At 70.5% G+C, this 23754-nt stretch carries 21 protein-coding genes; 15 read left to right on the forward strand and 6 right to left on the reverse strand.

From position 1 onward, the window contains the following. Positions 1-44: 44 nt before the first annotated feature. The 3 genes from ACQG07_RS12805 (at position 45) to ACQG07_RS12815 (ending at position 2963) form a co-directional block, all read left to right on the forward strand. Entirely contained in the window at positions 45-1274 is a 1230-nt protein-coding gene (locus tag ACQG07_RS12805) for a glycosyltransferase 87 family protein (RefSeq protein ID WP_426738468.1), read from the forward strand. Between the two features lie 2 nt (positions 1275-1276). Then, positions 1277-1585, forward strand: a complete 309-nt coding sequence (locus ACQG07_RS12810; protein WP_079707231.1) for a thiamine-binding protein — start codon at positions 1277-1279, stop codon at positions 1583-1585. A 76-nt stretch (positions 1586-1661) separates the two neighbouring features. Further along, positions 1662-2963: an MFS transporter gene (locus ACQG07_RS12815; protein ID WP_426738469.1), complete on the forward strand. Its 1302-nt coding sequence runs from the start codon at positions 1662-1664 to the stop codon at positions 2961-2963. A 36-nt stretch (positions 2964-2999) separates the two neighbouring features. Here the strand turns inward: ACQG07_RS12815 and ACQG07_RS12820 are convergent, their stop codons facing one another. The 5 genes from ACQG07_RS12820 to ACQG07_RS12840 form a co-directional block, all read right to left on the reverse strand. Next, a complete protein-coding gene (locus ACQG07_RS12820; RefSeq protein ID WP_056012577.1) occupies positions 3000-3650 on the reverse strand; it encodes a response regulator transcription factor in 651 nt (216 codons plus the stop codon). After that, a complete protein-coding gene (locus ACQG07_RS12825; RefSeq protein ID WP_192006704.1) occupies positions 3647-4879 on the reverse strand; it encodes a hypothetical protein in 1233 nt (410 codons plus the stop codon). The genes ACQG07_RS12820 and ACQG07_RS12825 overlap by 4 nt, the downstream gene beginning before the upstream one ends. Then, on the reverse strand, positions 4876-6042 hold the full coding sequence (locus ACQG07_RS12830) for a sensor histidine kinase (protein ID WP_137243324.1): 1167 nt from the start codon (positions 6040-6042) through the stop codon (positions 4876-4878). Before ACQG07_RS12830 ends, ACQG07_RS12825 begins: the two co-directional genes overlap by 4 nt. Positions 6043-6122: 80 nt before the next feature. Then, positions 6123-7328, reverse strand: a complete 1206-nt coding sequence (gene metX, locus ACQG07_RS12835; protein WP_274500778.1) for a homoserine O-acetyltransferase MetX — start codon at positions 7326-7328, stop codon at positions 6123-6125. Between the two features lie 284 nt (positions 7329-7612). Further along, positions 7613-8938, reverse strand: a complete 1326-nt coding sequence (locus tag ACQG07_RS12840; protein WP_079707226.1) for a bifunctional o-acetylhomoserine/o-acetylserine sulfhydrylase — start codon at positions 8936-8938, stop codon at positions 7613-7615. Positions 8939-9142: 204 nt separating this feature from the next. Between ACQG07_RS12840 and ACQG07_RS12845 the strand changes: the two genes are divergently transcribed. Next, positions 9143-9919 (forward strand): SDR family oxidoreductase, encoded by a 777-nt coding sequence (locus tag ACQG07_RS12845; RefSeq protein ID WP_426738470.1) that lies wholly within the window; start codon positions 9143-9145, stop codon positions 9917-9919. Between the two features lie 88 nt (positions 9920-10007). Here ACQG07_RS12845 and ACQG07_RS12850 read toward each other — a convergent pair whose 3' ends face one another. Next, positions 10008-11546, reverse strand: a complete 1539-nt coding sequence (locus tag ACQG07_RS12850) for an MFS transporter (protein WP_079707225.1) — start codon at positions 11544-11546, stop codon at positions 10008-10010. A gap of 45 nt (positions 11547-11591) precedes the next feature. Between ACQG07_RS12850 and ACQG07_RS12855 the strand changes: the two genes are divergently transcribed. The 11 genes from ACQG07_RS12855 to ACQG07_RS12905 all read left to right on the forward strand — a co-directional run bounded on the left by ACQG07_RS12855 (position 11592) and on the right by ACQG07_RS12905 (position 23608). Beyond that, positions 11592-12089, forward strand: coding sequence for a phosphoribosyltransferase (locus ACQG07_RS12855; protein WP_071262460.1), 498 nt, complete (start codon positions 11592-11594; stop codon positions 12087-12089). Positions 12090-12129: 40 nt separating this feature from the next. Further along, positions 12130-12867, forward strand: coding sequence for a Type 1 glutamine amidotransferase-like domain-containing protein (locus tag ACQG07_RS12860; protein ID WP_064295268.1), 738 nt, complete (start codon positions 12130-12132; stop codon positions 12865-12867). Between the two features lie 3 nt (positions 12868-12870). Further along, entirely contained in the window at positions 12871-13590 is a 720-nt protein-coding gene (locus ACQG07_RS12865) for a uracil-DNA glycosylase (RefSeq protein WP_426738471.1), read from the forward strand. 65 nt (positions 13591-13655) lie between these two features. Continuing rightward, positions 13656-14237 carry a GNAT family N-acetyltransferase gene (locus ACQG07_RS12870; RefSeq protein ID WP_079707223.1) on the forward strand — a complete coding sequence of 194 codons (582 nt, stop codon included), beginning with the start codon at positions 13656-13658 and terminating at the stop codon, positions 14235-14237. Between the two features lie 86 nt (positions 14238-14323). Continuing rightward, positions 14324-15754, forward strand: coding sequence for an amidase (locus tag ACQG07_RS12875; protein WP_137243320.1), 1431 nt, complete (start codon positions 14324-14326; stop codon positions 15752-15754). A 73-nt stretch (positions 15755-15827) separates the two neighbouring features. Continuing rightward, on the forward strand, positions 15828-17348 hold the full coding sequence (locus ACQG07_RS12880) for an NtaA/DmoA family FMN-dependent monooxygenase (protein ID WP_426738472.1): 1521 nt from the start codon (positions 15828-15830) through the stop codon (positions 17346-17348). Between the two features lie 90 nt (positions 17349-17438). Further along, a complete protein-coding gene (locus tag ACQG07_RS12885; protein WP_426738473.1) occupies positions 17439-19061 on the forward strand; it encodes an ABC transporter substrate-binding protein in 1623 nt (540 codons plus the stop codon). Between the two features lie 71 nt (positions 19062-19132). Further along, positions 19133-20224, forward strand: coding sequence for an ABC transporter permease (locus ACQG07_RS12890; RefSeq protein WP_426738474.1), 1092 nt, complete (start codon positions 19133-19135; stop codon positions 20222-20224). Next, positions 20221-21093 (forward strand): ABC transporter permease, encoded by an 873-nt coding sequence (locus ACQG07_RS12895; RefSeq protein WP_124769613.1) that lies wholly within the window; start codon positions 20221-20223, stop codon positions 21091-21093. The genes ACQG07_RS12890 and ACQG07_RS12895 overlap by 4 nt, the downstream gene beginning before the upstream one ends. After that, positions 21090-22808, forward strand: coding sequence for a dipeptide ABC transporter ATP-binding protein (locus ACQG07_RS12900; RefSeq protein WP_426738475.1), 1719 nt, complete (start codon positions 21090-21092; stop codon positions 22806-22808). Before ACQG07_RS12895 ends, ACQG07_RS12900 begins: the two co-directional genes overlap by 4 nt. A gap of 35 nt (positions 22809-22843) precedes the next feature. Next, positions 22844-23608, forward strand: coding sequence for an SAM-dependent methyltransferase (locus tag ACQG07_RS12905; protein WP_274500793.1), 765 nt, complete (start codon positions 22844-22846; stop codon positions 23606-23608). Positions 23609-23754 lie beyond the last annotated feature (146 nt).

Consider the following 23754-nt stretch of genomic DNA (forward strand, 5'->3'; position numbering starts at 1 on the left):
CGGACCGGTTCCATCGGCGGCACGAGCCTAGGATGGTCCACGTGATGCGGCGTTGGCTCCTCTGGTGCGGGTTCGGCCTCGTGCACCTCCTCGTCGGCTGGCTGTGCCTCGTGGCGGAGGGCCTCCCGCTCGGCGACGTGGTCCTCGTGTACCGGCCGTGGGTCGAACAGGCGACGTCCGGCGGCCCGATCCCCGCCATCGACGAGCCCTGGGTCTATCCGATCCTCGCGATCGTGCCGATGCTGATCCCCCTGCTGCTCGGCAGCGCCGGGTACGGCGTCGGCTGGCTCCTGCTGGTGACCGCGATGAACGCCGGGGCGTTCGCGGTCCTCCTCGGCAACGGCCACTCACGCCCACGGTTGATCGCGGCATGGTGGTGGCTCGCGTTCCTCCTCCTGCTCGGACCGATCGCGCTCGCCCGGATCGACTCCGTGACCGTCCCCATCGCGATCGTCGGGCTCCTCTGGGTCGCCGGCCGCCCGCGGGTCGCCGCCGTCCTCCTGACACTCGCCGCCTGGATGAAGATCTGGCCGGCGGCCCTGATCGGCGCGATCGTCCTGGCGCACCGCCATCGCGGACAGGTCCTGGTCGCGGCGGCGGCGACGTCGGTCGTGGTCCTCGGGGTCGGCCTCGTGCTCGGCGGTGCGAACGCCGTCAGCTTCGTGACGGAGCAGACCGGACGTGGTCTCCAGATCGAGTCGCCCATCGGCAACGCCTACCTGTGGCTCGCCGTCCTGGGTGTCCCGCAGAGCTTCGTCTACTACGACCGCGACATCCTGACCTTCCAAGTGACCGGCCCGGGCGTCGACACGGCGATCGCCGTCATGACCCCGCTCCTCGGCCTCGCCGTCGCCGGCGCGGTGCTCCTCGGGGTGCTCGCGGTGCGGTCCGGACGCCCCCTCGTGCAGGTGCTCGCGCCGTTGTCGCTCCTCTTCGTCCTCACGCTCATCATCTTCAACAAGGTCGGGTCACCGCAGTTCGCGATGTGGTTGGCTGCACCGGTGATCCTCGGGATCGTCCTGCAGCGTCGGCGCTTCGTCGCGCCGGCCGTGCTCGCGCTGATGATCGCCGCGCTCACGCAGCTCGTCTACCCCTACCTGTACCTGTGGTTGCTCAACGTCGACCCGGTCCTCGTGACCGTGCTGACGGTCCGCAACCTCGCCTACCTGGTCCTCGCAGGCTGGGCCGTCCACGCGCTGTTCACCCCGTCCCACCCCGACGAGGACGTCTCGTCGGTGTCCATCCCCGTCCCCGCTCGAACCCACAAGGAGTGACCATGCTCGTCGCCTTCTCCGTCGCCCCCAGCGGCTCCGGCAACTCGGACGGTTCCGTCCACGACGCGGTCGCCGCGGCCGTGCGGATCGTCCGCGAGTCCGGCCTGCCCAACCGGACCGACTCCATGTTCACGACCATCGAGGGGGAGTGGGACGAGGTGTTCGCGGTCATCAAGGACGCCACCGAGGCGGTCGGCGCCTACGGCAGCCGGGTCTCGCTCGTCCTCAAGGCCGACATCCGTCCCGGCTACACGGGTGAGCTGACCGCCAAGCTCGACCGCCTCGACGCCGCGCTCGAGAACGACGGCTGAGCCCACCCCCGAGCGGTCGTCCGGTTTCGCCGCTCGGGGACTCGAATCGATTCGAGGATTCCCGTACACTCGATCCATGCCCACCATCCTGGACGGGTCGACGCAGCTGTCGCCGACCCGTGTTCGTCTTGCCATCCTCGCGCTCGCCGTCGGGGCCTTCGGCATCGGTACGACCGAGTTCGTGGCGATGGGTCTGCTGCCGAACATCGCGACCGACCTCCTGCCCGAGCTGGCCGCTCGCAGCCAGGAGCAGGCGAACGCACAGGCCGCCTGGTTGATCACGGCGTACGCGCTCGGCGTCGTGGTCGGTGCGCCGACGATCGCCGCGCTCGTCGCGCGATACCGGCGCAAGACCGTCCTGCTCTGGCTGGGCGTCGCGTTCACCGTCGGCACGTTCGCGTCTGCGGTCCTGCCGAGCTTCGGCCTCGTCCTCCTGGCCCGGTTCGTCGCGGCCCTGCCACACGGCGCCTACTTCGGCATGGCCGCCCTCGTGGCCGCGAGTCTCATGGGGCCGGGGAAGCGCGGCAAGGGCGTCGCGCTCGTCATGACCGGGCTGACGATCGCCAACGTCGTGGGCGTGCCGTTCGCGACCTGGGTGGGCCAGGAGTTCGGGTGGCGCTCCGCCTACCTCATCGTCACCGGCATCTTCGCGCTCGCGACCGTGACCATCTGGTTCGCCGTGCCGGTGCAGGCGGGCAACCCGCAGCAGACGATGCGTCGGGAACTCCGTGTCTTCCGACGCGGCCAGGCGTGGTTCGTGCTCGGGTTCGGGTCCATCGGGTTCGGCGGGCTCTTCGCCGTCTACAGCTATCTCGCGCCCCTGGTGACCGAGGTCGCGGGGGAGTCGGCGACGCTCGTCCCGTGGGCGCTCGCGACCATGGGGGTCGGCATGACGATCGGCAACCTGGTCGGTGGGCATCTCGCGGACCGTGGGGTGAAGCGAGCCCTGATCGTCTTCTTCGCGCTCATGATCGTGGTCCTGACCGCCCTCGCGCTCACCGCGACATGGACCCCGACCATGTTCCTCTTCGTTTTCGCGGTCGGCTTCGCGTCGCAGGGCCTCGGTCCGGCCATCCAGACGAGGCTCATGGACGTCGCCGGCGACAGCCAGTCGCTCGCCGCAGCGCTCAACCACTCGGCGCTCAACATCGGCAACGCGCTCGGCGCCTTCCTCGGCGGTGTGGTCATTGCCGGTGGCCTCGGCTACCTCGCCCCGGTCTGGACCGGTGTGGTGCTGACCGTGATCGGCCTCGCGATCGTCATCACGAGCTTCTCCGTCGAACGCCGGCAGCTCCGGCGCGAACTCCTGCGGGCGAACGACGCCGAGGATCGCCGGATCGCGGACCGCAACCCGCCGACGGCACCGATCCCCGTCTGACCGACACCCGCGCGCTCGGGTCGGCGCACCGCGCTGCTAGTCGACGATGATGCCGTCGAGGATCGCCCGCTTGCGCAGGGCGACCTTCGTGCCGACGTCGATGCCGGCGTTGCGGTACTTCTCGCGGATGCGCTTGAGGTAGCTCTTCGCGGTCTCGTCGGAGATGCCGAGGCTCTCGGCGACCATCTTCACGGGCTCACCGGCGGCGTACAGCGCCATGACGCGACGCTCCTGCGCGCTGAGGCGGGGGCCGGTCCCGGAGGCGCCGCTCGCGAGGGCGAGGTCGAGCTCGGGGGAGATGTAGGACTCACCGCGTGACGCCGCACGGAGGGCGTGCACAATGGTCTCGGCGTCCTCGCTCTTCGCGAGGTAGCCCAGGGCACCGGCGGCCAATGCCTCTCGGACGACCGCCGGGTCGCTGTAGGTGCTCATGAGGACGGTCGTGACGCCCGTGGTCTTCAGCGTCGCGAGCTTCACGGCGACCGGGACGTTGTCCTTGAGGTCGACGTCGAGCAGCAGGACGTCGACGGGGAAGGCGGGGTGCGTCAGCAGCTCCGGCCAGGACGGGGTCACGACGACGAGTTCGATGTCGTCGGCGACGCTCCTGATCCATTCGGTGAGCGCACCGAGCAGCATCCGGTGGTCATCGACGATGCCGACCCTGATGCGAGACTCCTGTGACGTCATTGACGTTCCCCTTTCCGCTGGCCCGCAGCAGGATTGTCGACGGTGCTGTCGATCTCGATCCTGATCCGGGATTTCTGGTACGTGTCCGTGGAGCTGCCCACTCGTCCGAGCGCTTCCCACACCGCGGGATCCACCTTGGCGCGTTGCACTCCGACCGCTTCGAGGACGATCGGGATGACGAGCGCACCAGATCGGCCCGGTCGTTCGGAGCGGTCGACCGGTCCGAGCGTCAGCACAGCTCTGGCACTCTGCGCATCTGCTTCCCCGAGGAGCAACCATACTGCAGAGAGCAGTCCATCCCGCTGATCCGTTGCGAGATACGTCGCAAGTCGCTCGGGGTCGCGCAGGGTCGCGCGGTCCGACAACACGGACGACTCCTGGAACGCGTGCTCGAGCCAGGACTCCTTGCCCTCGGACATCAGATGACGTCGGAGCTCGGTCGCGAGGCGTGAGGCGCGCGCCGCGAGCTCGGGGCTGAGCGGGAGGTCGACCGAACCGTCGGCGACACCGACGAACAGCTCCTCCGCTTCGAGGTCGAGGGTGACGAGTTCCTCCGAGTCGAAGAACCCGAGTGCGTCCCGGACGCTCGCGACCGTGGAGGCGACCATGACCCGGTCGAGTTCGAGGCGGACGATCCGGCGGTACTGGGAGACGATCGCGCAGGCGATGAGCGGGGGGACGACGGCGACCGCGGCGAAGAGCAGCTCAGCCCCGAGCGTCGCGGTCTGGGTCCGCGTGACGGTGAGGATCGACCCCACGAGCATCAGCCCGAGCACCACGGTCGCGGCGGCGATGTCGCGGACCGGGCGGAGGGCGACGACCGCGAGCAGGACGCCGCCGACCGCCGCGGCCGCCGTCGGATAGACGCCAACGGCGTCGCGACTCCAGACGCTCGCCAGGTCGAGCGCGGCGACCACCACCAGCTGGATCAGGAGCGCGACGAACAGCCGGTCCGAGAGGTGGAACGCGGAACGGCGGAGCAGGAGGAAGGTCGACGCGATCGCCGCGGTGAGCAGCAGCCAGGCGACGACGCTGAGCAGTGGTCGCGGGTAGTGGTGGACCGAGCCGACGAAGCGGATCGCGGCGTAGACGACGAGGATGAGGCCGGACACCGACAGCCCGATGCCGAGCTGTGTCGTTCCGAGTGACGAGCGCTGCCGGTCGATGGCGCGCCGATGGCGGTAGCGCCGGGTCGGCCCGGTGGCCTCAACGAGGGCGTCGACACTCATGCTTGCGGGACCTCCAGGATGACGGTCGTCCCGGCCCCCGGGGCGGAGAAGACGCGCGCCTGCCCACCGACCTCCTGGATGCGCGCGACGACCGATTCCGCGACGCCGAGGTGGCCGTCCGGCACGGCCGACGGATCGAACCCGGTGCCGGTGTCGGTGATGAGGAGTCGGGCGGTCAGCTCGTCGATCGAGACCGTGACGTCGGCCGAGTCGACCCCGGAGTGACGCCGGACGTTCTCCAGGCACTCCCCGAGCGCGAGGAGGAACGCCTCCCGCACACGTGGGTCGAGGTTCGCCTGTCCACCGCCGTAGACGTTGACCGTGAGTCCGAGCCCGGCGAACCGGTCCGTCACGGCCTCGATGCCCTCGTCGAGGGTGAAGTCGGCACCGCGCTGGAGGATGTACGAGCCGGAGGAGACGGGGCTGAGCTCCTCGCCGAGGCGGAGGCTGCGGAGCAGATGCGCGTCGTTCCCGGCCTGCGAACGGAGGGCTGCGGCATCGACGCCGCGTCCGGAGTGGGCGAGCATCGTGAGGGTCGCGAGCGCAGTGTCGTGCAGCAGTCGTGCGTCCTGGCGTCGCTGTGATTCGGCCTGGCTCGCGAGCCGCTCGGCGTTGTAGGCGTTGCCGATGGTGTCGACCCGGCGGATGAGCCGCGGGATGCTCGTGTCGAGCCACCCGCCGAAGGCACCGATCGCGACCCACACGACCGCTGTCAGGCCGATGGTCGGGACCGTGAGCGCGGTGGGCCCGGTGACGACGATGATGGTGACCGCCGTCACGACGAACGCGGTCAGGAGCAACGGCCAGGTGCGCCGGAGCGGCACGAGTCGGGCCGCGACGGCGCCCATGCCGAGGGAGGTGATCGCGGCGATCGCGCTCGCGGAGCCGACTTGGCCGGTGTTCCCGTCGGACAGACCGATCACGATGACGACCCCGACACCGACCAGGAACACCAGCACCACCCACCGACGGCCGTCGTACTGCTCGGCGGCCACGTGCGTGAGCGCGAGGGCGGCGACGAGGACGAGGAGGACGGTGTACCGACCTCCCGAGACGACGCCCGGGACGCTGAGGATCATCGCGGCCGTGACGCACCCCGCGAGTCCGAAGAGACGCGTCGTACGCAGCAGCAGCCGTCGCTGGGTCCTCGCCACCCGATCCATGCTCACGCTCCTCTGAGGAGTCACCCTATCGGGTGACACGACCGCCGCGGAACGGGTGTCGGACAGACGGGGCGCGGCTGTCAGACGGCGAGGAGCCGGCTGAGATGCGGGGCGACCAACGCGTTCTCGATGAGGAAGCCGTCGTGCCCGAAATCGGACCGGAGGACCGCCGGCCGGGTGCCGTCGAGGTTCCCGGGGAGATGGAGGGCGATCTCCTCCTGCCCGCTGACCGGGAAGAGTCGGTCGCTGTCGATCCCGAGCACGAGCGACGGACCGGCGTAGGCCCGCAGTGCCGCACCGACGCCGCCGCGATCGCGTCCGACGTCGTGCGAGTTCATCGCCTCGACGAGGGTCACGTAGCTGCCGGCGTCGAAGCGTCGGGTGAACTTGTTGCCGTGGAAGTCGAGGTAGGACTCGACGGCGAAGCGTCCGCCGTGCCCGAGCGGGCTCACGCTCGACTGCCAGCTGCGTTCGAAGCGGGCGTTCAGCTCACCCGGGCTGCGGTAGTTGAGCAGGGCCATCCGGCGGGCGAGCGCGAGACCGCGGTGCGGGCCCTCGCCGTCCGGGGCGTCGTAGTAGTCGCCGCCCTGGAAGTGTGGATCCGTGCGGACCGCTTCGAGCTGCACGAAGTTCAGGGAGATCTGGTCGGCAGTCGTGACCGGGGGCGCGGCGATCACGGCCAGTCGGTCGACGAGCTCGGGGTGGGTGGCGGCCCACTCGAGGGCGTGCATGCCGCCCATCGACCCGCCGATCACCGCGGCCCAGCGGTCGAGTCCGAGGTGTCCGAGCAGTCGGTGCTGGGCCTCGACCTGGTCGCGGATCGAGGTGTACGGGAACCGCGAACCCCACTCGACGCCGTCGGGCGCGAAGGAGGAGGGGCCGGTGCTGCCCTGGCAGCCGCCGATCATGTTCGGCGCGACGACGAACCAGCGGTCCGTGTCGACGGCGAGTCCCGGACCGACGATGCCGGCCCACCACCCGGCGGTCGCATGCCCGTTGCCGGCGCCTCCGAGGACGTGGCTGTCTCCGGTGAGCGCGTGGAGGATGAGGACAGCGTTGCCGCCGTCGTCGTCGAGCGTGCCCCAGGTCTCGTAGGCGAGTCTGGCGTGCGGGATGCTCCCGCCGTGCTCGAAGTCGAGGCGGCCGAGCGGGGCGAAGAGCCGGTCGCCCGGCCGATCGCCGTCGCGCCAGGCGCCGCTCGAGGGCGGGTTCGCGAGCAGGGCGCCGACCTCGGCTTCGGTCACGAAGCGGGAGGGCACGCTGTCTTCCGGGGTCTGCCAGTCCATAGGTCTCCATTGTGGCGTGCCCTGGGGCGTCGACCGGCCGTGTTACGTCACCCGATCGATCGAGGTCGGCGCGGTGCGCTGGCGCGAGTGCGCTCCCCTCGGCTCCGGCGCACCGGAACGGGCTCGAGCGACGGGGAACCGGCCCGAGTGACGCGGGACCGGCCCGAGTGCGCAACGAACGACGCGAGCGCGGGTCTCTGGAGACCCGCGCTCGCGGTTGTGGGGTGCGCTCGCGTCAGCGCACCGCGCTGGCGCAACCCAGGAGGGGACGCCTCGGGACGGACTCAGACCCGGGCGGCCTCGACGACCTGCTTCGCGGCGGTCAGACCGGCCTGGAGGTCGGCCGTGATGTCGTCGATGTTCTCGAGTCCCACCGAGAGCCGCACGAGCCCGGGCGTGACGCCGGCCGTGAGCTGCTGCTCCGGGGTGAGCTGCGAGTGCGTCGTCGACGCCGGGTGGATGACGAGCGAACGGACGTCGCCGATGTTCGCGAGGTGCGAGAACAACTGCAGCGAGTTCACGAAGGCGCGGCCGGCGTCGACCCCGCCCTTCAGCTCGAAGGACAGAACTGCTCCGACACCCTTCGGGGCGTACTGGTTGGCCGCCGCGTACCAGGGGCTCGACGGCAGACCCGAGTAGTTGACGCTCGCGATGTCGGGGTGGGCGTCGAGCCACTCGGCGACCTGCTGGGCGTTCTGCACGTGGCGCTCGATGCGGAGGCTGAGCGTCTCGATGCCCTGGATGAGCTGCCAGGCGCTCGCCGGGGCGATGGCCGCACCCAGGTCGCGCAGGAGCTGCACGCGCGCCTTGATGATGTAGGCGAGCGAGTCGCCCACGGCGTCGGTGTAGACCGCGCCGTGGTACGAGGGGTCCGGCGTCGTGAGGCCCGGGAACTTGTCCGCGTGCCCGGTCCAGGAGAAGGTGCCGCCGTCGACGATGACACCGCCGATGACCGTGCCGTGACCGCCGAGGAACTTCGTCGCCGAGTGGACGATGATGTCCGCTCCGTGCTCGAAGGGACGGATCAGGTACGGCGTGGCGATCGTGTTGTCGACGATCAGCGGGACGCCGGCCTCGTGCGCGACGTCGGCGACGAGGCGGATGTCGAGGATGTTGATCTTCGGGTTGCCGATCGTCTCCGCGAAGAACAGCTTCGTGTTCGGGCGCACCGCACGCCGCCACTCCTCGGCGTCGTCCTGGTTCTCCACGAAGGTGGTCTCGATGCCGAGCTTCGCGAGCGTGTACTTGAAGAGGTTGTACGTGCCGCCGTAGATCGACGAGGACGACACGATGTGGTCGCCCGCCTGCGCGATGTTGAGGACCGCCGAGGCCTCCGCAGCCTGTCCGGAGGCGAGGAGGAGGGCGCCGCTGCCGCCCTCGAGCGCGGTCAGGCGCTCCTCGACGACGGCCTGCGTCGGGTTCTGGATGCGCGTGTAGATGTTGCCGAACTCCGCGAGGGCGAAGAGGTTCTTGGCGTGGTCGGCGTTGTCGAACACGTAGCTCGTCGTCTGGTAGATCGGCGTGGCCCGAGCCTTCGTGACCGGGTCGGGCGCAGCTCCGGAGTGGATCTGCTTCGTCTCGAACTTCCAGTCGTTCGTGGCATCGCTCATGGTGGATGGTCCCCTCTGCTCGGGTGGTCGGTGCTGCTCGGGTGATGGGTGCCGCCGGTGTGGCCGCTCGGTCCGACAGCGATGTCGCCGGGCGTGGCTCCGGGTGGTGCTCCGTCGTGACCCCGAGGCTACCGGCCCCACCTGCACGCGCCAACCACGCGGAAACACGGCGTAACGCCTCGGACCGGTGGCTACCCTGGAGGCATGACGACGAGACGTGTGGTGGTGACCGGTGCGAGTTCAGGGATCGGGGAGGCGACCGCGAGGCGATTCGCCGCCGACGGCTGGGACGTCGTGGCGGTGGCCCGCCGAGCAGAGCGGCTCGAGGCGCTCGTCGCGGACATCGGCGGTACGGCGGTCGTCGCGGACCTGACCGTGCAGGCGGACGTCGACGCGCTCGCCGCCCGGGTGGAGGAGCTCGGCGGCGCCCAGGCGCTCGTCAACAACGCGGGCGGTGCCTTCGGCCTCGCGTCCGTCGAGGACGGCGACGCGGAGGACTGGCGGCGTATGTTCGACATCAACGTCCTCGGCACGAAGCGCGTGGTCCAGGCGCTCCTACCGATCCTCCGCCGGAGCATCCCGGAGGGTGGTGCCGCCACCATCGTCGGTGTCACCTCGATCGCGGGCCACGTCGCCTACGTGGGTGGCGGCGGGTACAACGCGGCGAAGTTCGCCGAGCGGGCGCTCTTCGAGGTGCTCCGGCTCGAGCTCAACGGCGAACCGATCCGGGTGATCGAGGTGGCGCCGGGCATGGTCCACACGGAGGAGTTCTCGCTCGTGCGCTTCGGTGGCGACCAGGACCGCGCCGACGCCGTCTACGAGGACGTGCCGGATCCGCTCTCGGCCGACGACGTCGCCGAGGCCATCGTCCACGCGACCTCGCTGCCGCCGCACGTCAACCTCGACCTCATCACGATCAAGCCGGTCGCCCAGGCCGCCCCGTACCGCCTGGCGAAGGGGCCGTTGCGCGTCGCGGAGTAGACCCTTCGACAGGCTCAGGGACCGGTCGGGAGTTCAGGGACCGGTCGGGAGTTCAGGGACCGGTTGCAGTCAGGGACCGGGCGGGAGGTCAGTGACCGGTCGGGTGCTCAGCAGCGGGATCGATGCGTGGCCCGGGTTCCGCGTCGACCGGGGCCGCGTCCGCGAAGGCGAGTTTCGGGACGAAGCAGAGCAGGACGGCGGCGACGAGCGCGCCCGCCCCGCAGATCGCCCAGACCGTGAGGTAGCCGGACAGGCTCGACGCGCCGGCCGTGACGGCCTGCGCGGCGCCGGCGAACAGCACCACGCCGAAGACAGCCGAGGCGAAGGAGCCACCGATCGTCTTCGTCGTGTTGGTCAGTGCCGACGCGACGCCCGTCTGCCCGCGAGGTGCGGCGGCCGCAGCCGCAGCCGGCATGGCTCCGACGAGGGCACCGGAGCCGAGCCCCGCGATCGCCATGTTCAGGAAGACCTGCCACGTCTCGAGGTGGAACGGGAGGAACAGGAGGTACCCGACCGCGACGAGTGAGGCGGCGATGATGAGCGCGATCCGAGGCGTCGCCCAGCGCGATACGAGTGGGAACAGGAGCGCACCGACGATCATCGAGATCAGGTAGGCGCCGATGAGCGTGGAGATGTCGCCGGCGTCGAGCCCGAGTCCGTACCCGTTCTCCCGGGGTGTCCCCGCATAGGTGCTGAGCGGGGCCTGGGCGCCGAGCAGGCTGATCCCGATGAGCCCGGCGGTCAGTTGCACCGGCCACATGTTGGGTTGCCGGAGCACCCGGAGGTCGATCGCCGGGTCGGGCTGCCGCAGTTCATGTCGCCCGAACGGCAGGAACGCGAGCACGCCGATCGCGATGAGCCCCCACACCCACCACGTCTGCGGACCGTTGAGTCGCAGGAAGGTGAGCCCAGAGGTGATGAGCAGGAGCGCGAGGCTGAGGAGTACGAAGCCCGCGAGGTCCAAAGTCCTGCCCGGCAGGGGTTCGGACTCGGGGACGCCGAACAGGATGGCGAAGAAGACGAGGGTCACCGCGACGGCCGGCAGCATCATCGTGAGTGGAATGTCGCCGCCGAGGGCGGTGAGGATGCGTCCGCTCGACAGCGCACCGATGATGGCGCCGGCCTCGAGCGCCACGACGAGCAGCCCGGCGGCCCGGCGGGTCTGCGAGGCCCCGGTGCCGGAGCGACGGCCCCGCTCGAAGATGAGTGCGATCTCGAGTGGCAGCCACACGACGTAGAAGCCCTGCAGTGCCCAGGCCGCGAGGAACGACCAGAAGTCCCCGGCGACGACGAGCCACCAGCTGGCGCCGGCCGTCAACACGGTGGAGACGAGGAGGACCCGCTTGTGCCCGAACATGTCGCCGAGCTTCGCGAGGATGGGGACGACGAGCGCCGACAACAGCAGTTGCGCGGCCTCGAACCAGTTGAAGTCCGCGTCGTGGATGCCCAGGTGCTCGACGAGGTCCGGGATGAGCGGGACGTAGTAGCCCTGCAGGACGCCGCTCGTGATCTCGACGAGGAACAACCAGCCGATGAGTCCTGCGGTGATGCCGGCCGCCGACCCACGGATCGACGTCCGCCATCCGGTCGCCGAGGCTCCGCCGGTCGTCGTGCTGTCTCGCGCCATGTGGGGATGGTACAGGCGGCCCGGCCGGCAGGATAGCGTTGGAGGATGTCGACCGAGAACCCCAGCGCAGCGTCCCCGGAGCGAGAGGTCCTCGACTGGCCCACGTTCGGTGACGCGGCCCGCGAACTGTCCAGTGCGATCGTCGCGAGCGGGTTCCGGCCCGACTCCGTCGTCGCGATCGCGCGCGGTGGGCTCCTGCTCGCCGGTGCCATCGCCTACGCCCTCGACGTGAAGGCGTGCGGCGCGCTGAACGTCGAGTTCTACACCGGGGTCGACGCGCGTCTCCCCGAGCCCGTCGTGCTCCCGCCGCTGCTCGACGTGGCCGGGTTGCCGGGGAGCCGGGTGCTGCTCGTCGACGACGTGTCCGACTCGGGTCGCACGCTCGCGATGGTGCTGGAACTCATGCAGGCGAGTGGTGCGGAGGTCCGCACGGTGACGCTGTACGAGAAGCCGCAGACGGTGCTCCGCCCCGACTACGTGTGGAAGCGTGTCGACCGCTGGATCTCCTTTCCCTGGTCGACGCTGCCGACGATCACGGCCTGATCGTCCCCGCCTGATCCGGGGTGCCGGGTAGGGTCTCAGGGTGAGTGTTTTCCTCCTCGGCGGTCCGGCCGCCCCAGAGACCGAGTCGACCGTCTACGCAGCGTTCATCGCCGAGGCGGCCGCGCTCGCGGTCGTCGCCGGTCGGTTGGCCCCGCGCATCGCGATCGTCGTCGTGCACGACGGTGACGGGCTCGAGCAGTCCGCCGCCCTGGAACGTGCCGTCGCACGCTCCGGTGAGATCGAGGCGATCCGCGTGGTCGTCCGCGAGGGCGGCGTGGTCGCGCAGGCTCAGCTGGCCGAGGTCGACGGGATCGTCGTCGGCGGCGGACTGCCCTCGGCCTACGCGGAGGCGGTCGCGCCGGTCGCCACCGACATCCGACGCCTCGTCGCGTCCGGTCTGCCCTACCTCGGCATCTCGGCCGGCGCGATGATCGCCGCCGAGCACGCGATCATCGGCGGATGGCGTGTCGGCGAGGTCCCCGTGAGCCCCGAGGCGGCGTCCGAGGAACTCGACGAGGTCACGATCGGCGACGGTCTCGGGCTCGTCGACATCGCGGTCGAGGCGCATGCCGCACAGTGGGGCACCCTCGGGCGGCTCGTCGCCGCGACGGAGGCCGGGGTCGTCGACGGCGGGGTCGCGATCGACGAGAACACGGCGCTCGTCGTCGGGCAGGGGGCGCTCTCCGTCCTCGGTGGCGGCAGTGTCTGGCAGGTCTTCACCGCCGAGCACGGGGTCGTCGTCCGCACGATCGGTGCCGAGCAGCCGCAGCAGCAGTAGTCCATGACGAACGGGATCCTCGGCGGCACCCCGGCACAGCTCGCCGCGGCGGGGTCGATGGACGAGGGGTGGGCCGACGCGCTCGCACCCGTCGCGGACGACCTCGCGACGATCGACCACTGGCTCGCGGCGCAGACAGCGGCCGGTGCCCGATGGTTGCCGGCACCCGAGCTCGTCCTGCGGGCCTTCCGCACGCCGTTCAGCGCGGTCCGGGTCCTCATCGTCGGGCAGGACCCGTACCCGACGCCGGGTCATCCGATCGGCCTGTCGTTCGCCGCGGACCGGGAGGTCCGCCCGGTGCCGCGCAGCCTCGCGAACATCCATCGGGAACTCCGCGAGGACCTCGGTGTCCCGACGCCGGAACACGGCGATCTCAGTTCGTGGACCGGACAGGGCGTGCTGCTCCTCAACCGCGTCCTCACGGTCGAGGCGGGTTCCGCCGGGTCGCACCGCCGACACGGCTGGGAGGCGGTCACCGAACAGGCGATCCGCGCGCTCACCGCACGCCCCGCACCGCTCGTGTCGATCCTCTGGGGCAAGGACGCCGAACGACTGGCACCGCTGCTCGAATCATCGGGCGACCCCGACCGCCACGTCATCGTCTCGGCGCACCCGAGTCCGCTCTCCGCCTCGCGGGGCTTCTTCGGCTCGAAGCCGTTCAGCCGCACGAACGACTTCCTCGTCGCCCGCGGCGTGGACTCGATCGACTGGTCGCTCGACTGACGACCGGGTCGTGGCGTCGGCCGCAAGGGCTGTCCGCCGACCCTCCCCCTCGTTAGGCTTGGGGGATGCTGGAAGAGGAGTACGAGCCGAGGCGCCGGCTGCCGCCGCACCTGCGCAAGCCGCCGACCCCCGAGACGCCGTTCGCCTTCACGATGCGCGACGCCACTGCGGCCGACCTGCCCGACATCCGGGCGATCTACAACCACTACGTCGCCAACAGCATGGTCACTTTCGACGAGGACGCGATGACCCTCGCCGAGTGGCGCTCCAAGTTCGCCTACCTGCAGCGGCTCCAGCTCCCGTTCATCGTCGCCGTCAACCCGACCGGACAGATCCTCGGGTACGCGCTGTGCGCGCCGTGGAAGCAGAAGCGCGCCTACCGATTCACCGTGGAGAGCTCGATCTACCTCGGAGCGGCGGCGACCGGCAAGGGCCTCGGCACCGATCTGCTCGGTGAGCTCATCGAGCGCTCGAAGGCCGCCGGGCTCAAGGAGATGCTGGCCGTCATCGCCGACAAGGGCGCCGAGTCGTCGATCGCCCTCCACGAGAAGTTCGGGTTCACCGAGGTGGGCCGCATGGGCCGTGTCGGCTTCAAGTTCGGCCGCTGGATCGGCACGGTCCTCCTCCAGAAGTCCTTGAAGCGCTGAACCGGTCGACACCCTTCGACGGGCTCAGAGACCGGAACGGCCGGGGAACGGGGACCACAGGAGAGCGCCGCCTCTAGGCTGGTCGCATGGCGGAACTCCATGAGCTGACGGCGCTCGAGCAGTGGCAGGCGTTGCAGCGGGACGAAGTCTCACCGACGGAGCTCGCCCGGCACTACCTCGACCGCATCGAGCGCCTCGACGACGCGATCGGCGCCTTCACCTCGGTCGCCGCCGGATCGCTCGCCGAACGCGTGGAGGCGGTCGAGGCACTTCCTCGGACCGCACCGCTCTGGGGACTCCCGATCGGCGACAAGGACCTCGTGTCCCGTGCCGGTCAGCCCGTCCGCTTCGGGTCACGGCTCACCGCGGAGGTCGTGGCGACGACCGACGACGAGCTGGTCGGCGTCCTCGACCGGGCCGGAGCGGTGAGCCTCGGGAAGACCGCGACCCCGGAGTTCGGGCTCTACGGCTACACGGAGCCGCTCGACGGGGTGCCGACGCGGAACCCGTGGGCCCTCGACCGCGGAGCCGCGGGGTCGAGTGGCGGGGCCGCAGCCGCCGTCGCCGCGCGGCTCCTCCCGTTCGCCCCCGGCTCCGACGGTGGCGGCTCCGTCCGCATCCCGGCGGCCGCCTGCGGGCTCGTCGGCCTGAAGCCCACGCGGGGGCTCGTCCCCGCGGGCTCCGGTGTCGACCGACTCGCCGGCCTCGTCGTCCCCGGGCCGATCGCCCGGACCGTCGCCGACGCGGCGCTCCTGCTCGACGCGATGATCGAGCGCGTGCACGGACGCATCGACCATCACTTCACGCTGCGAGCACCCGACGCCGACGACGGACCCCTGCTCGGGCACGCCGTGCGCGGCGAGGGCCGGTTCCAGTTGGCGGTCCTCGACGGCTCACCCTGGGACAGCGCCTTCGAGCTGGCGGTGGACCCGGAGGCCCGCGCCGCCGTCGACGTCGCCACCCGGGCGTTCACCGCGATGGGGCACGGCCTGGAGGAGCTCACCCTTCGCGACGCCGAACGGTACCCGACCGACTTCACGACGATCTGGCAGGCCTCAGCGGCCGGTGTCCCGGCGTCCTCGGAGGCGGAGCTGGCGCTCCTCGAACCCATCACGAGGTCCCTCGTCGAGCGCGGTCGGGCGCTGCCGGCGACCCGGCTCATGGAGACGCTCGCCAGTCTCCACCGGTTCGAACGCAGCGTCCTCGCGCAGTTCGCGCCGTTCGACGCGATCATCACGCCGGCGCTCGCCCAGACACCACGGCCGATCGGGTGGTACGACCAGGACTCGCCCGAGCTGAACTTCGAGCAGCAGGTGCGCTACGCGCCGCACACCTCCTTCGTGAACGCGACCGGCCTGCCGGCCATCACGCTCCCGGTCCACGAGACGTCCGAGGGGCTGCCGATGGGCGTCCAGCTGATCGGGCGTCCCGGAGGCGAGGCCACCCTGCTCGCCCTCGGTGCGCAACTGGAGCGGCGACTGCGTTGGCAGGACCGCGTCCCGTCCGTCGCCCGCTGACCGATCGTCGCCCGGTGGCGTATGACGGGATGTGACACCGCGGCCGGACCTCGTCCCTCCCGCTGCGCCTAGGGTGCTGAGGCGGCCCGGTCCGGACGGACCGATCGCCGCTCCACCGGAGGAGTCGATCATCAGCGAACAGTCCAGCCCGACGCGGTCCAGCCCCAAGCAGCTCATCCTCAACCTGTTCGAGATGAACTGCGTGAGCCACATCACCCACGGCCTCTGGCGCCTGCCGGACAACCGACGCGACCAGTACACCGACATCCGGTACTGGACGACACTTGCCCGGACAGCGGAGGCGGGCGGGTTCGACGCGATCTTCATCGCGGACGTGGTCGGCGCCTACGACGTCTTCCGCGGCGGCCCGGCCGACGCCCTGCGTGAGGGCCTGCAGATCCCCAACAACGACCCGCTGCTCGTCGTCCCCGCGATGGCCGCCGTGACCGAGCACCTCGGCTTCGGCATCACCTTCTCGACGAGCTACGAGCCGCCGTTCGCCTTCGCGCGTCGCATGAGCACCCTCGACCACCTGACGAACGGCCGCGTCGCGTGGAACATCGTCACCTCCTACCTGCCGAACGCCGCACGGAACTTCGGCCTCGCCGAGGAGATCCCGCACGACGAACGGTTCGCGATCGCCGAGGAGTACCTGGACGTCCTCTACAAGCTCTGGGAAGGGTCCTGGGACGACGACGCCGTCATCCGCGACCGGGAGGCCGGCGTCTACTCCGACCCCGACAAGGTGCGGTACATCGATCACGTCGGGCGCTACTTCCAGGTCGCCGGACCGCACCTGTCCGAGCCGAGCGCGCAGCGGACACCGCTGCTCTACACCGCGACCGCCTCACCGGCCGGCATCGCGTTCGCCGGACGGCACGCCGAAGCCGTGTTCACGGGCGTGCGGGGTCCAGGTGGTGCAGGCCCCCTCCTGGAGCGGTTCCGTGCGGCAGCGGCCGACAACGGACGCGACGGGGCCGCGCTGAAGATCGTCGTCCAGGCCGCCGTCATCGTCGCGCGGACGCAGGAGGAGGCCGAGGCCAAGGCCGTGCAGTACCGCGAGCATGCGAGTATCGTCGGCCGGTTCGTGCACGCCGGGCTGCCGTTCGACCCGCTGGCCCACCCGGAGGACCGGACCGTCGCCGAGGCGCTCGCCGCAGAGGGGGTCCCGGCGGACGCCCTGCCGCCGCAGGTGACGGCCGGCACCGTCGGCGAGTTCATCGTGCGGGTCGGCAGCGACCTCGAACGGGACTTCTTCGCCGTCGGCACCCCCGAGGTCGTCGCCGACGAGATCGAGCGATGGTTGGACGAGGTCGGTATCGACGGGATCAACCTGCGGCAGTACCACAGCCTCGACACGCTCACCGATTTCGTCGAACTCGTCGTGCCGGAGCTGCGTCGTCGGGGACGACTGCGCGACGCGTATCGACCGGGGGAGACGCTCCGTGAGCGCCTGACGGGCGGAGCGGCCCGGCTCCCGGACGACCACCCGGCCGCCCGGTATCGCGGAGGACGGAACCTCGGCGACCAGCACGAGAGGGCGCTCGACGGTCACACGGCGTCATCGAGGGAACCCGCGGGAAACCTGTCGTAACAGAGCCGCGGGGTGGCCCGGTGTGCCGACCAGGATGGGCAACCACACCGGCACAGCACCGGACCACCCCGACCCACAGGAGTACCCGTCATGACCCGAACCACCAGACGGCGAGCACGACTCGCCGCCGCAGCCCTCGTCGCCGTGAGCATCGCGCTGACCGGCTGCTCGGCGGCGTCGGCCTCGTCCGACGCGGACGGTGGCAGCCTCACCTACCTCGACGCGGAGATCCCCACCTCGGCGCAGGTGCAGGAGGCGGGCACGTGGCAGACCCGTGCGCTCCAGCAGAACATCACCGACCGCCTGCTCTACCGGAACGCGGAGACGGGCGAACTCGAACCGTGGATCGCCGACTCCTGGACCGTCAGCCCCGACGGTCTCACGTACACCTTCGTGATCCGTGACGGCGTCACCTACAGCGACGGCACCGCCGTCGACGCCACGAGCGTCGCGAAGAACCTGAACTGGCAGTCGACCGGCGACGAGGCGAAGGGCACGACCCCGAACGCGCAGTTCCCGCCCGGTCTCGTCGCGACGCCGGACGACGCGACCAGCACCGTCACCGTCGTCCTCGCCGCACCCTACGCGCCCTTCCTCAACGTGCTCACCGGGTGGGGATCCGGGCTCGTCGCCGACGCCACGATCGACGCGAGCAAGGAGGAGCAGTCGAAGTTCGTGAACCTCATCGGCTCGGGCCCCTTCGTCGTCGCCTCCGAGACCTACGGCAAGGAGATCGTGCTCGACCGTCGTGAGGGGTACGCCTGGGCCCCGCCGTCCTCCCCGAACCAGGGCGAGGCGCACCTCGCCTCGGTCACGGTCATCCCCGTGCAGGAGGACAGCGTCCGGCTCGGCACCCTGAAGTCGGGCGAGGCCGACGTCATCCGCTACGTCCAGCCGAGCGAGGAGCAGGGGCTCGTCGACGCCGGCTACGACATCGTGTCCAAGACGGGTGTCGGTCTCAGCAACCAGTGGTTCCTCCGCAGCCAGGCGCCGTTCCTCGACGACGTCGACGTCCGCAAGGCGCTGCTGCACGCGATCGACCGTGAGCAGATCATCGAGACGCAGTACACCGACAGCTGGACGCCCGCGACGTCGGTCCTGTCGCCGGGCACCTTCGGCTACGTCGACGAATCGGCGAAGTTCGCCTACGACCCGGATGCGGCGAACCGCCTCCTCGACGGCGCCGGCTGGACCGAGCGCGACGCGGACGGCTACCGCACGAAGGACGGCGAGCGGCTCACGGTGAAGACCTACATCGACGTCTACGACAACACGGCGAAGAGCCTCTTCCAGCAGATCCAGAACCAGTTCAAGGACGTCGGGATCGAGCTGTCGCTCAACGAGCTCGACTACTCCACCTACTGGGCGACCGCGTTCGCGGACCCGGAGGTCGGGGCGCTCCGGGTCGGTTGGCCGCACCCGGACCCCTCGAAGGGCCTCAGCGAGTACTACAGCAAGGACGGCTCAGACCTCCTCGGTCTCGCCGGCTCCGACACGACCCTGCAGTCGCTGCTCGACGCGCAGAACGCCGCGACCGACGACGACACCCGTGCGGCGATCCTCGGACAGATCCAGGACCACCTGATCGACCAGGCCTACGTCGTCCCGATCCTCAACGACAGCCAGGTGTTCGTCACCCAGCAGCGGGTGAAGGGCTTCTCCCTCACCGACGGCGCCCTGCCGGAGTTCTACAACACCTCGATCGAGGACTGAGCGAGCGGGAGGGCCGTCGATCGGACGGCCCTCCCGTCTCCGGTCCCGTCCCTTCCGAGAGGAGGCCCCACATGTCCAACCAGCATCCGAACGTCAGCGCGGCGGACACGCGACGCCGGCAGTACCGCGACTACGTGATCAAGCGCGTCGCCCAGGCGCTCCTCGTCATCGCGCTCGTCTACACGCTCGTCTTCTTCACCCTCTTCGTCCTGCCCGGCGACCCCATCGAGAACAAGCTGACGAGTCCGCTCAACCCACTGCCCCCGTCCGCCGGCGAAGCACTGCGGGCGTACTACCACTTCGACCTGTCGCCGCTCGAGCAGTTCACGCTGACGGTCGGGCGGCTCCTCCACGGGGACCTCGGCTACTCGCTCGTGAGCGGTCGTGCCGTGTCGGACCTCGTCGCGCAGGGCTTCTCGGACACGATCGTGCTCGCGGGCGTGGCGTTCGTCATGACGATCGTGCTGTCGCTCGCGATCGCGCTCACCGCCGTGTACGCCCCCGTCAGCGCGATCAGGAGCATCGCGGCATCGGCGCCCATCGCCTCCATCTCCGCGCCGAGCTTCCTCATCGGCTTCGTGCTCCTCGCGATCTTCTCCTTCCAGCTCGGCTGGGTGTCGTCGGTGCGCGATCAGGGCTTCGTGTCCTACGTGCTCCCGGCGCTGACCCTGGCGCTCGCCGTCAACGGTCCGTTGACGCAGGTGTTGATCCAGGGACTCCGGAAGGCTGCGGACGAACCCTTCGTCACCGTGCTCCGTGCGAAGGGGACGAGCGAGGTCCGGATCGCCCTCGGCCACGTCCTGAAGAACGGTGCGATCCCGTCGATCACGATGCTCGCCCTCGTCGTCGGAGAGCTGCTGGCCGGTGCCGTCGTCGTGGAGGCCGTGTTCACCCGCACCGGCCTCGGATTCATCACCTTCGAGAGCGTGCGCGATCAGGACACCCCGGTGATCCTGGCCGTCGTCATCCTCATCTCCTCCATCTACGTCGGCATCGATCTCGTGACCGACCTCGTCTACCCCGTCCTCGACCCGCGCATCGTCCGCCCGGGGCATGGGCGGTCCCGACGCTCCCGCCTCGCCAGGCCTGCTGTCGCGACAGCGGCGGCGACGGGGACGGCGGTACCCGGCGGTATCCCGACGAAAGCGAGCGTGGACGCATGAGCCTCCGACTCCAAGCGGACCGCGACGTCACCGCGGCCGACGACGGACCGGACGCGTTCCGTCGACTCCTCGGCCGCCTCGGGGTCGCGGACGTCCTGGCGATCATCGTCGTCGGTCTCGTCCTCGTGTCCGTGATCGCACCCGGCCTCCTCACGCCGTACGACCCGCTCGAGCCCGACGACGCCAACGCGCTCGCCGCACCATCGGTCGCGCACTGGTTCGGAACCGACTCCCTCGGTCGCGACCTGCTGTCGCGGGTGATCCACGGCACCGGTCGGACCCTGCTCGGCTCGGCGGTCGCCGTCCTCATCGGTCTCGGCGCCGGCACGGTCCTCGGGCTCGTCGCCGCGTCGTTCGGCGGTCTCGTCGACGCCGTCATCAGCCGGATCGTCGACGTGCTGCTCTCGATCCCCGGGCTGCTCCTCGCGATGGTCGTCGTCGTGGCGCTCGGCTTCGGCACCCTGAACGCGGCCGTCGCCGTGGGGATCTCCTCGATCGCGGCGTTCACCAGGATCATGCGCTCCGAGGTGCTGACGGTGAAGGACCTGCCGTTCGTCGAGGCGAGTCACCATCTCGGCGGTTCGCGGGCGTACGTCCTCGCGAAGCACGTCTTCCCGAACTCGTACTCCGCGGTGCTGTCGCTCACGGCCCTCCAGTTCGGCCTCGCCATCATCTGGATCTCCTCGCTCAGCTTCCTCGGGTACGGAGCCCCACCGCCCGACCCGGAGTGGGGCCTGCTCGTCTCCGAGGGTCGTCAGTACGTCGTGTCCTCGCCGTGGCTCGTCGTCGTCCCGGGCCTCGTGATCGCCGTCACCGTGCTCGCCATCAGCCGTCTCAGCCAGCTCACCCGCGAGAGGACCACCGCATGAACCAGGCAGCCCTGCAGCACAGCTCACTCCACGTCGTCGACGCGGCTCCGGTGCCGTTGCTCGTTGACGGGCTCGCCGTCGGGTACCGGACGCGCGGCTCGAGGGGGCCGACCGACACGGTGCGCGACGTGTCGTTCCAGGTCGGCCGCGGCGAGACGGTGTCGCTCGTGGGTCAGTCCGGTTCGGGGAAGAGCACGATCGCCCGGGCGGTCGCGGGACTCCTCCCGGGCAACGGCTCGGTCACCGCCGGTCGGGTCGCGGTCGCCGGACACGAGGTCGCCGACTTCTCCCGGAAGCAGTGGCGCCCCCTGCGCGGCTCGACGCTCGGTTTCATCCCGCAGGATCCGCTGAGTTCACTCGACCCGCTGCAGCGGATCGGCGTGCAGATCGCCCAGGCGGTCCAGGTGGCGGGCGACACCCCGCGCTCGGAGGTCCCCGCGCGCGTGATCGAGTTGCTCGAGCACGTGGGCATCCGTCAGGCCTCGGCCCGCGTGCGGTCCTACCCGCACGAGCTCTCCGGCGGGCAGTTGCAGCGGGTGCTCATCGCGATCGCCATCGCGGCGAGGCCCAAGCTGCTCATCGCCGACGAACCGACGTCCGCGCTCGACGTGACCGTCCAGCGGCGCATCCTCGACCTCCTCGACGGCCTCCGGGAGGAGCTCGGGCTCGGGATCCTCTTCATCACCCACGACCTGGCGCTGGCGCAGGAGCGCAGCGACGCGATCGTGGTCCTGCAGGACGGGAACGTCCGCGAGTCCGGTCCGGCCGAGGAGGTGTTGCTCGCACCGCGGCACCCCTACACGGTGGGGCTGCTCTCGGACTCACCCGCATCGTCGCCGCTGCGCTACCGGGAACGCATCCGCGCTGCGGCCGAGCAGGTGCAGGCGGAGCAGCGCGGCGGGACGATCGTGCCACCCGCCGTGGTCGAGGTGTCGCACGTGTCGAAACGGTACGGGCGCGATCCCCAGACGCCGCCCGCACTTGACGAGGCTTCGCTCGTCCTCCGCCCGCGCTCGATCCACGCGCTCGTGGGCGAGTCCGGGTCGGGCAAATCGACACTCGCCCGCATCGTCGCCGGGCTCACCGCCTTCGACGACGGGTCGGTGCGGGTGGCAGGCCGGGAGCTGCCACGAGACAACGCCGTCGCCAACCCCTTCGCGCGCGACCTCCAGCTGGTCTACCAGAACCCGCTCTCGGCGGTCGATCCGCGGTACACCGTCGGACAGATCATCGAGGAGCCCCTGCGGATCCACGGGGTGCGGAGCGCCGCCGAACGCCGGCGCCGCGTCGCGACCATCCTCGATCAGGTGGCCCTCCCCACGAGTGTGCTGGGGCGTCGTGCACGGGAGGTGTCGGGCGGTCAGCGCCAGCGGGTCGCACTCGCGAGGACGCTGGTCCTCGCGCCGACGGTGCTCGTCCTCGACGAGCCCACCTCGGCGCTCGACGTCTCGGTGCAGGCGCAGATCGTCGAACTGCTCCTCGACCTCCGGGACGAGCACGCGCTCAGCTACCTGTTCATCTCGCACGACCTCGGTCTCGTCCGGCAGATCGCCGACGAGGTGACGGTGCTGTCGACCGGGCGCGTCGTCGAGTCGGGTCCGGCCTCGGCCGTCCTCGGGCATCCGCAGCACGCGTACACTCGGGAGCTGCTCGACGCGGTGCCGCGGTTCGACGTCGAGCGGCTCGATCCGAGCCGGTTCGAGGCCGTCGGATGAGCGCACCGACCACGGAGCCACGCACGGAGGAGACCATGTCACGATCGTTCGACGACCTCGTCGCCGAGGCCGACGCCGCCTCGGTCGACGGATGGGACTTCTCGTGGCTCGACGGCCGAGCCAGTGAGGCGCGCCCCTCCTGGCGGTTTTCGGAGCTGCTCGGGAGACGTCTGGCCGACGTCCCGTCCTCGCTCGATCTCGAGACCGGCGGGGGAGAGGTGCTCGACACGGCGCCGGTGCTTCCACCGCTCGCGGCCGCCACCGAGTCCTGGCCACCGAACCTCGCCCGAGCCGCCGCCCGCCTGCACCCGCGCGGGGTCGTCGTCGTTCGCACGGAGGAGGGTGCTCCACTGCCGTTCGCGGACGACTCGTTCGCGCTCGTGTCGAGCCGGCATCCCGTCGCTGTGGACTGGGCCGACGTGGCGCGGGTGATCGCGCCGGGAGGAGGCTACCTCGCCCAGCACGTCGGACCGGCGAGCGTGTTCGAACTCGTCGAGGCCTTCCTCGGCCCGCAGCCCGAAGCCGTCCGTCGAGCACGTCACCCTGATGACGAGGCCGACGGCGCCCGCGCCGCCGGACTCGAGATCGTGGAGCTGCGGACCGAACGGCTGCGGATCGAGTTCCACGACGTCGGTGCGATCGTCTGGTTCCTGCGCAAGGTGATCTGGATGGTGCCCGGATTCACCTCCGCGCGGTACCTCGACCGCCTGCAGGAGCTGCACCGTTCCCTGCAGGAGGACGGCCCGTTCGTCGCGCACTCCTCCCGAACCCTCATCGAGGCCCGCAAGCCCGCCCGGTGAGCAGCCCTGCCGAAGCGCCCTTCGACAGGCTCAGGGATCGGGACACCTCAGGGATCGGGACACCTCAGGGACCGGGACGCGTGCAGGACTGGAGCACGGGAGGCGGTCCTCCTACGGGCGGGTGACGCGCGATCCCGACGTAGGCT

The sequence above is a fragment of the Plantibacter sp. 2H11-2 genome, assembly GCF_050031945.1.
GTDB lineage: Bacteria > Actinomycetota > Actinomycetes > Actinomycetales > Microbacteriaceae > Plantibacter > Plantibacter auratus.